The organism is Pseudomonas sp. FW305-28 (genome assembly GCF_017351395.1).
GTDB classification, from domain to species: domain Bacteria; phylum Pseudomonadota; class Gammaproteobacteria; order Pseudomonadales; family Pseudomonadaceae; genus Aquipseudomonas; species Aquipseudomonas fluorescens_AA.
Genome location: NZ_JACNDD010000214.1, coordinates 1 through 8,127 on the forward strand (window position 1 = coordinate 1; position 8,127 = coordinate 8,127).

General features: G+C 61.6%; 8 protein-coding genes. 4 read left to right on the plus strand and 4 right to left on the minus strand.

Going from position 1 to position 8,127, the window contains the following annotated elements:
* The 4 genes from J4E53_RS28680 to J4E53_RS28695 form a co-directional block, all read right to left on the minus strand.
* Nucleotides 1-339 (minus strand): transcription elongation factor GreAB (locus J4E53_RS28680; protein ID WP_207268245.1); only part of this gene is annotated, 339 nt, incomplete at its 3' end.
* Nucleotides 340-409: 70 nt separating this feature from the next.
* Nucleotides 410-766 carry a hypothetical protein gene (locus tag J4E53_RS28685; RefSeq protein WP_103310810.1) on the minus strand — a complete coding sequence of 119 codons (357 nt, stop codon included), beginning with the start codon at nucleotides 764-766 and terminating at the stop codon, nucleotides 410-412.
* Between the two features lie 116 nt (nucleotides 767-882).
* On the minus strand, nucleotides 883-2,736 hold the full coding sequence (locus tag J4E53_RS28690) for a DUF4105 domain-containing protein (protein ID WP_060740548.1): 1,854 nt from the start codon (nucleotides 2,734-2,736) through the stop codon (nucleotides 883-885).
* An 89-nt stretch (nucleotides 2,737-2,825) separates the two neighbouring features.
* Nucleotides 2,826-3,314 carry a DUF3015 domain-containing protein gene (locus J4E53_RS28695; protein WP_057451579.1) on the minus strand — a complete coding sequence of 163 codons (489 nt, stop codon included), beginning with the start codon at nucleotides 3,312-3,314 and terminating at the stop codon, nucleotides 2,826-2,828.
* Between the two features lie 273 nt (nucleotides 3,315-3,587).
* Between J4E53_RS28695 and J4E53_RS28700 the strand changes: the two genes are divergently transcribed.
* The 4 genes from J4E53_RS28700 to J4E53_RS28715 all read left to right on the plus strand — a co-directional run.
* Nucleotides 3,588-6,026 carry a Lon protease family protein gene (locus J4E53_RS28700; RefSeq protein ID WP_060740549.1) on the plus strand — a complete coding sequence of 813 codons (2,439 nt, stop codon included), beginning with the start codon at nucleotides 3,588-3,590 and terminating at the stop codon, nucleotides 6,024-6,026.
* A gap of 328 nt (nucleotides 6,027-6,354) precedes the next feature.
* Complete coding sequence (locus J4E53_RS28705) at nucleotides 6,355-6,696, plus strand: hypothetical protein (protein WP_013694243.1); 342 nt, start codon at nucleotides 6,355-6,357, stop codon at nucleotides 6,694-6,696.
* 132 nt (nucleotides 6,697-6,828) lie between these two features.
* Nucleotides 6,829-7,317, plus strand: a complete 489-nt coding sequence (locus J4E53_RS28710) for a TIGR00645 family protein (protein ID WP_047230159.1) — start codon at nucleotides 6,829-6,831, stop codon at nucleotides 7,315-7,317.
* 203 nt (nucleotides 7,318-7,520) lie between these two features.
* Nucleotides 7,521-8,127: FKBP-type peptidyl-prolyl cis-trans isomerase (locus J4E53_RS28715; protein ID WP_207268246.1), on the plus strand; the 607-nt coding region annotated here is incomplete at its 3' end.

Here is an 8,127-nt window from a genome sequence, read left to right on the forward strand (position 1 = left end):
CACTAACTGCACCCGTTGCTCATGATCCTGTTCATCGACAAAGGTCACCCAATGCCCGATCCGCACTTGGTCGGACGACGTCGGTGCAACGACCTGGGCGCTTTGCAGGCGCTGCTTGAAATAGCGCAGATCCCGTTCAAGGTCGGCGATCCGTTGTTTGTCCGCCAGTTCCCCTCGGGTCGCCTGCTGGCTGTGCAGGGCCTGCAACTCGGCGAACCGGGCCTGGAGCAGGGCAAGCCCGGTGGGCGTGACGTAATTGGGTTGCGCACTGACCTGACGTTCGACCGGCTGGTCGGCCTGGGCAGCGGCGTTGTCTTCGTTGACGAAAGCGCGGCTCATGGTGTTCTCCTCTATTGGAGTTTGGTCCATGGTCGCAGGCTTTTGGTTTCGACGAATGTCTATGCGCGACTCACGGCGAGCGATAAGCCCGGGCGGCGTCCCGATCCTTTTCTTGTTGCCAGGCACGTTCGTGGTCATCCCAATGACGATCGCGGTAGGCATTGCGCTCCTCGCTTTCGCGCATCGCCTGGCACTGCCGGAAACCATCGCTCCAGCCTTCGGCGTAGCGCGGATCCTTGAGGTACCGTGGCACGTCTTTCCTGAACTGGCCGGTGATCACCCCCGCCGCTTGCCGACCACTGCTGCAACCGTCGTCGTAGCCGTCGGCGAACGCCGGTGGATAACCTCGGGCGATCAGGTCTTCATGAGTGGTTTCACAGCCACCGAGCAACATCAATACACCCAGTACCACTGCCGCACGCCTCATTTGAGCCTTCCTGCCGTATCCACTTATACGAGAAGTCTAGAAGCGGATTCGTCAGGCCGATGTGAAAGCCCTGTGATTAATCCGTTCGTCTCTGTGCGCGTGCAGAGCGGTCTGGCTCAATAGTGATACCACTTCACCTCGAGCATCACCTCGTTCTCCGGCGAAGCCAGGTGGCTGAACTCTCGCTGGGCACTCAAGCGCAGGCCGAGGTTGCGGGACAATTCCCACTGCTGGTTGAGGCTCAGGCTACGACGCACTTCGCCGTTGACGAAATAATCGCCCTTGGCTTCCAGGCTCAAGTTGCCCAGCGGGTTTTTCCACAGCACGCCGCTGTTGAAGCCGGCGGCCGGGGCGATGAACTGGGCGAAATCGTTGTTGTGCTCCACCCGCACCGTGCCCAAGGCAAAGCCCAGCACATCTTCGCCCAGCGCCCAGGTACCACCGGCACCGCCGTTGACGTGGCTGACCAAGGTTTCATCGTCGTGTTTGCCCGGCACCCGCTCCAGGCCGCCGGTAACCTGCCAGGACAGCGGTTGCAGCAGCTCGTTGCGTGGGGTCAGGGAGCGAATGGTCGCCAGATCCAGTTGCTGCACCTGCCAGTCATTGCCTTCGTACTGGCGCAGTTTCAATTGCAGGATTTCAATCTGTGCTCCCAGGGGGAAACTTTCGGCGTTGTCGTTGAGGTCGTGATAGGCCATGCGCAAGCCGTATTCACCGAACGCCCGGTCGCCCCGTGTGCCGAGGCCGGCCTGCCAGGTGCGGGATTGGTGACCGTCCTCGGGCAGGCCCGGTTGCGGGATGTCGAGTTCCGGTGCGGGGTTCTGGTTGATCGCCCGCAACAGCTCGAAGCTGCGCTGGGCCCGTTGCGGATCGCGTTCCTGGCCGTTGGCACGATAGCGTTCCAGGCGATACGCCGCGTCGATGATCAGTGCCTGGCGTTCGCGGGGCAGCACCTTGAATGCCGGTGTTTGCAGTTGCTGCTGATCGGCGCTGACGTTCAGTACCCATTGTTGTTCGTCATCGCTGAGCGGTTCGGCGCGGCTGAGCAGTTCCCGTTCCCGGGACGGCCGATACTGGATGCTTTCCACCAGGCCGGCTTCTTTCACCGCTTTGACGGTGTCGGTGGGAATCGCCGTCAGCGGGAACTGTTCGGTCAGGCGCAGGCTGGGGCGGGCCACTTGCAGCAATTCAAGCAGGCGATAGGAGCAGTTTTCGTCGAAAAAGAAATAGTCGAACTGGATCTGCTTGAGTTCCCAGACGTGCTCGACCATGCGCTCGGTTTCCGCCTGGCTCAGGTTGAGGCGGTATTCCCACAGGTCGCGGTTCTCCAGGCTACGGTACTCGGAGAGTTTTTCCTGGTACGGCACCAGGGCGAACAGGCCCGGATAGCCGCCCATCAGGCCCTTCCAGGCATAGAGGATGCTGTTGTCCGAGCCTTCGATGTAGGCGCCAAAGTTGATCGCGTAGCTGAGCAGGGCGGTCTTGTCGCTTTGCACATCGGCCTGGTCGATGCGTAACAGGGTGTGGCCGAACATCGAGGACGGACTGTTGAGGTACGCGGCGGGGAAAATCATCACCGCACTGTGGGGCGACACATCCTTGAACCACTGGGTGAAGTCGCTGCAGTTGACCGCCGGCAGGTCTGTCAGGTTGAGCTGCGCCTTCAGCCAGCGGGTGCGCGCCGGGTACACGCACTGGGCATGTTGCTGGCCGGCGCTGGCCGGGCCATACAAGGCTTGCAGCGTGGCGGTCAGTTCACGGTCAGGGTGTTCGTTGCCGTCGGGGGCGAGGAAGAATTTTTTGTCGCTGATATAGCTGCGCCAGCCACCCAATTTGGCGGTTTCGTAGTGGCCCAGGGAGATCCAGAAGCGGTCATTGGCCAGTTGCTGCAAACGTTGAGGGTCGATATGAGGCGCGGCGGACAGCGGGGCGCACACACAGAGCGCCAGCCAGGCAAGGCGTTTGAGCATAGTCGGCTACTTGGAAAGTCGAAAAAATAAAGACCGAAGGGGCCCCAAAAAGAAAACCCGCTCCCCGAGAGGAGCGAGTGGTGCCGAGCTTAAGCTTGAGTGGCGTACTTGGCCAGGCGAGGGTCGCTTTTCAGTACGGCCAGGGTGTTGGTATGCACATCTTCTGCGGTTACGTCAGCCTTGCTGAAGATCTGCTGGAAGTGCTCGTGGGTAACAGCGGAGAAGTGTGCGCGATCTTCCGGCGCCACGCCCAGTACCACGGCATAGGTGGTCAGCGCTTCGCCCTGACCCTTGGCCATGTCTTCGGACAGCTCGTTCATCATGCCATTCATGGCCAGCCAGGACTTGCCACCGTAGGTCAGTGCCGCGTTGGTCGAGCAGCCGTTGGTGCCGGAGGTCATGCCGAAGGTGGCGTTGCCGGAAGTGCCGTTGGTGGTGGATGCCAGGAAGTGTGCCGGAGTGCCACGCTGACCTTCGAACAGCATGTTGCCCCAGCCGCAATCCGGGCCGCCCGGCGCCTGAGCCATGGCGTTGAGGGATACAGCGGTGAAGAGAGTACCGAGAAGAATCCGTTTCATAGCTATGTTCTCTTTATGTGCATACCAATGGACAGGGTCTGGCCCCTACAGCTGCCAGTGGGCCGGTTATTGTTCCAGCCGCGCACTTTGGAGTTTAGGCACGATCCCAGGGTTCCGTGACATTTTGCAAAAACATTACGGGGATCGCCTGTTTACGGGGCTGCGCCCGGGGTTTTCCCATTGACTATGCTTTGGTCTGAGGCGCTCCTTGCCAGTCAGGTGCAGGCAGCGCCAGAATGCCGCTATCTGCCCCGCCTGATGTAAGGAAGCCCGATGCCTGATCCTGTTGCTGCCAGCTTGCGTCTAGCGCCCGAAGCGCTGACCCGTCCGTTTTCCGCTGAACAGTTCAGCTTCTCTACCACCAATGATCTGGAGCCCTTCCGCGGTGTGCTCGGCCAGGAACGTGCGGTCGAAGCCTTGCAGTTCGGCGTGGCCATGCCGCGCCCCGGTTACAACGTATTTGTCATGGGCGAGCCCGGCACTGGCCGGTTTTCCTTCGTCAAACGCTACCTCAAGGCCGAAGGCAAGCGCCTGCAGACCCCGGCGGACTGGGTCTACGTCAACAATTTCGATGAGCCCCGCGAGCCTCGTGCCCTGGAGCTGCCGTCCGGCACGGCCGGTGCGTTCATCGGTGACATCAACGGCTTGATCGACAACCTGCTGGCGACCTTCCCGGCGGTGTTCGAGCACCCGTCCTACCAGCAGAAAAAAAGCGCCATCGACCGCGCTTTCAACCAGCGCTACGACCGGGCCCTGGATGTGATCGAGCGCCTGGCGCTGGAGAAGGATGTCGCGCTGTACCGTGACAGCAGCAACATCGCCTTCACGCCGATGAGCGAAGGCAAGGCCCTGGACGAGGCGGAATTCGCCCAGTTGCCGGAGGCCGAGCGCGAGCGTTTCCACGAGGACATCTCCGGCCTGGAAGAGCGCTTGAACGAAGAGCTCGCCAGCCTGCCGCAATGGAAGCGCGAGTCCAGCAACCAGTTGCGCCAGCTCAACGAAGAAACCATCACCCTGGCCCTGCAACCGTTGCTGGCGCCGCTGTCGGAAAAGTACGCGGAGAACGCCGCGGTCTGTGGCTACCTGCAAGCCATGCAGGTCTATCTGCTCAAGACCGTGGTCGAGCAACTGGTGGACGACAGCAAGACCGACGCCATCGCTCGCAAGCTGCTGGAAGAGCAGTACGCGCCAAGCCTGGTGGTCGGGCATCCGTCCAGCGGTGGCGCGCCGGTGGTGTTCGAGCCGCACCCGACCTACGACAACCTGTTCGGCCGGATTGAATACAGCACCGACCAGGGCGCGCTCTACACCACGTACCGACAGCTGCGTCCGGGTGCCTTGCACCGGGCCAATGGCGGTTTCCTGATCCTTGAAGCGGAAAAAATGCTTGGCGAGCCGTTCGTATGGGATGCGCTCAAGCGCGCCCTGCAATCGCGCAAGCTGAAGATGGAGTCGCCCCTGGGTGAGCTGGGACGCCTGGCCACGGTGACCCTGACGCCGCAACACATCCCGTTGCAGGTCAAGGTCGTGATCATCGGCGCCCGTCAGCTCTATTACGCCTTGCAGGACCTGGATCCGGACTTCCAGGAAATGTTTCGCGTGCTGGTGGATTTCGACGAAGACATCCCGATGGGCGACGAGAGCCTGGAGCAGTTCGCCCAGTTGCTCAAGACTCGCACTTCAGAAGAAGGCATGGCGCCACTGACCGCCGATGCAGTGGCGCGCCTGGCGACCTACAGTGCCCGGCTGGCCGAACACCAGGGGCGCTTGTCGGCGCGTATCGGCGATCTGTTCCAACTGGTCAGCGAGGCGGACTTCATTCGCCAATTGGCCGGTGACGAGATGACCGATGCCGGCCATATCGAACGCGCCCTCAAGGCCAAGGCCACCCGCACCGGACGCGTCTCGGCGCGGATCCTCGACGACATGCTGGCGGGGATCATCCTGATCGACACCGCGGGTGCGGCCGTGGGCAAATGCAACGGCCTGACGGTGTTGGAGGTCGGCGATTCGGCGTTTGGCGTGCCGGCGCGGATTTCCGCCACGGTGTACCCGGGCGGCAGCGGCATCGTCGACATCGAGCGGGAGGTCAACCTTGGCCAACCGATCCACTCCAAGGGCGTGATGATCCTCACCGGTTACCTGGGCAGCCGTTATGCCCAGGAATTCCCGCTGGCGATCTCGGCCAGCATTGCCCTGGAGCAATCCTACGGCTACGTGGACGGCGACAGTGCATCCCTGGGCGAGGCGTGTACGCTGATCTCGGCCCTGTCGAAGACGCCGCTGAAGCAATGCTTCGCCATCACCGGCTCGATCAACCAGTTCGGTGAAGTGCAGGCGGTGGGTGGGGTCAACGAGAAGATCGAAGGCTTCTTCCGCCTCTGCGAAGCCCGGGGGTTGACGGGGGAGCAGGGGGCGATCATTCCCCAGGCCAACGTCGCGACGCTGATGCTCGACGAGAAAGTGCTGGCCGCCGTGCGCGCCGGGCAGTTCCACGTCTATGCGGTGCGTCAGGCCGACGAAGCCCTGAGCCTGCTGGTGGGCGAGCCTGCCGGTGAGCCGGATGAAAACGGCGAGTTCCCGGAGGGCAGCGTCAACGCCCGGGTGGTGGAGCGGCTGCGGGTGATCGCGGAAATGATCAGCGAAGACGACATCAAGGAAGCGGAAAAGGAACTGGCACAGCAGGCCTTGGCGGAGGCCAAGCCGGCTTGATGTTCTCCTGACCGCCGCAAGCCTCCGGTGGAAGTTCCTTGTGGGAGCGAGCTTGCTCGCGATAGCGGAGTTTCAGTCACTCATCAGTCGACTGTTACACCGCTATCGCGAGCAAGCTCGCTCCCACAATTTTTGGGGCTGTTTCAAAAAAAACGTCGCCACTTTGGCGTCAATATTCACACTATGACCGCTCGGCGCATTCTGGTCTTGAAAGCCCGTGAGGCCGGAACTTTTCTTCTATCCTCAGCTCAAGGATAACGAGAGTCATCATTGGATCGAAACAGCCTCTTCCCGAGACTGAATACCGGATCTACCGAGGGGCGCCGCCATGTCGCGCAACCTTTGCCTCACTCGTCAATGCCTGGGCCTTGTCACCCGTATCGAATGCGCCATCCGCCCCCTGGCGGGAGATACCGGTATGTGGACCTTGCTCTTCGCCGCCGGAATGGCTGGCGAACAACCCTCCGCCATCAAGGCCCAGGGGCCATTTCCCGGCCCGACTGCCGCCGAATCCATCCTCGACACCATTGTGCAGAGCCTGACCTTGCACGGCTATGAGCTGGCCGACGACCCGCAGATCTGGTCCTTGCACATGCAGGCCCAACTGCGTGAAATCAATGGAGGCCGTTGTCGCAATGTCGGCGGCTTCGAGTTTCGTCCGCTGCATTGAAGGCCATCGCCGCACGGGCACTCGCAGAAAAATTTTGACACAAGAGCAGGGACCAGGGATGGCCCCGGCATTTGTGGGGCAGGTCGTGGCTGATATACTCGCCGCGATTTTTCAGCCCAGGTGTGAGACTCAATGGAACGCTTTATCGAAAATGCAATGTATGCCTCCCGTTGGCTGCTGGCGCCGATCTATTTCGGGCTGTCCCTGGGCTTGCTGGCCTTGGCGCTGAAATTCTTCCAGGAAGTCTTTCACATTATCCCCAATGTGTTCGCCATGGCCGAGTCCGAGCTGATCCTGGTGCTGCTGTCGCTGATCGACATGGCGCTGGTGGGCGGCCTGCTGGTGATGGTGATGATTTCCGGCTACGAGAACTTCGTTTCGCAACTGGACATCGACTCCGACAAGGAAAAGCTCAACTGGCTGGGCACCATGGACTCTTCATCGCTGAAGATGAAAGTCGCCGCCTCGATCGTGGCCATTTCCTCCATCCACCTGCTGCGCATTTTCATGGACGCCAAGAACGTCGATCCCGAGCATCTGATGTGGTACGTGATCATCCACATGACCTTCGTGGTCTCGGCCTTTGCCATGGGCTACCTGGACAAACTGACCAAGCACTGAGGCCCGTTCCTCGCGCTGGCGCAACGCCCGCCTGGCGAACTGCAGGCGGGCGTTGTCGTTTCTGGCGGGTTGCTTTGACGTGAGGGCTCGTCACCCGCCGTGGCATCTGTGCTAGTCTGCTCGCCCTTTTGGTTCCGGGCGCTCCGGGAGGCGCTGTGTCACGCACGGCAACTCTCGAGCCGTCCGCACAGCGGAGCAGCATCATGTCCGAAGTTAACCTGTCCACCGACGAAACCCGCGTCAGCTACGGCATTGGCCGTCAGTTGGGCGACCAACTGCGCGACAACCCGCCACCGGGTGTCAGCCTGGATGCCATCCTGGCCGGCCTGACCGACGCGTTCGCCGGCAAGCCAAGCCGCGTGGGCCAGGACGAGATGTCCGCCAGCTTCAAGGTCATTCGTGAAATCATGCAAGCCGAAGCAGCCGCCAAGGCTGAAGCCGCTGCGGGTGAAGGCCGTGCGTTCCTGGCGGAAAACGCCAAGCGTGAAGGCATCACCACCCTGGCTTCCGGCCTGCAGTTCGAAGTGCTGACCCAGGGTGAAGGCGCCAAGCCGACCCGTGAAGACCAGGTGCGTACCCACTACCACGGCACCCTGATCGACGGCACTGTGTTCGACAGCTCCTACGATCGTGGCCAGCCAGCCGAATTCCCGGTAGGCGGCGTGATCCCAGGCTGGACCGAAGCACTGCAACTGATGAATGCCGGCAGCAAATGGCGCCTGTACGTGCCGAGCGAACTGGCTTACGGCGCTCAAGGCGTTGGCAGCATCCCGCCGCACAGCGTGCTGGTGTTCGACGTCGAGTTGCTGG

Excerpts from the sequence above, each read along its gene's own strand:
- J4E53_RS28685 (WP_103310810.1), bottom strand. The coding sequence starts at position 766 with ATGAGGCGTGCGGCAGTGGTACTGGGTGTATTGATGTTGCTCGGTGGC.
- J4E53_RS28690 (WP_060740548.1), bottom strand. The coding sequence starts at position 2,736 with ATGCTCAAACGCCTTGCCTGGCTGGCGCTCTGTGTGTGCGCCCCGCTG.
- J4E53_RS28695 (WP_057451579.1), bottom strand. The coding sequence starts at position 3,314 with ATGAAACGGATTCTTCTCGGTACTCTCTTCACCGCTGTATCCCTCAAC.
- J4E53_RS28700 (WP_060740549.1), top strand. The coding sequence starts at position 3,588 with ATGCCTGATCCTGTTGCTGCCAGCTTGCGTCTAGCGCCCGAAGCGCTG.
- J4E53_RS28705 (WP_013694243.1), top strand. The coding sequence starts at position 6,355 with ATGTCGCGCAACCTTTGCCTCACTCGTCAATGCCTGGGCCTTGTCACC.
- J4E53_RS28710 (WP_047230159.1), top strand. The coding sequence starts at position 6,829 with ATGGAACGCTTTATCGAAAATGCAATGTATGCCTCCCGTTGGCTGCTG.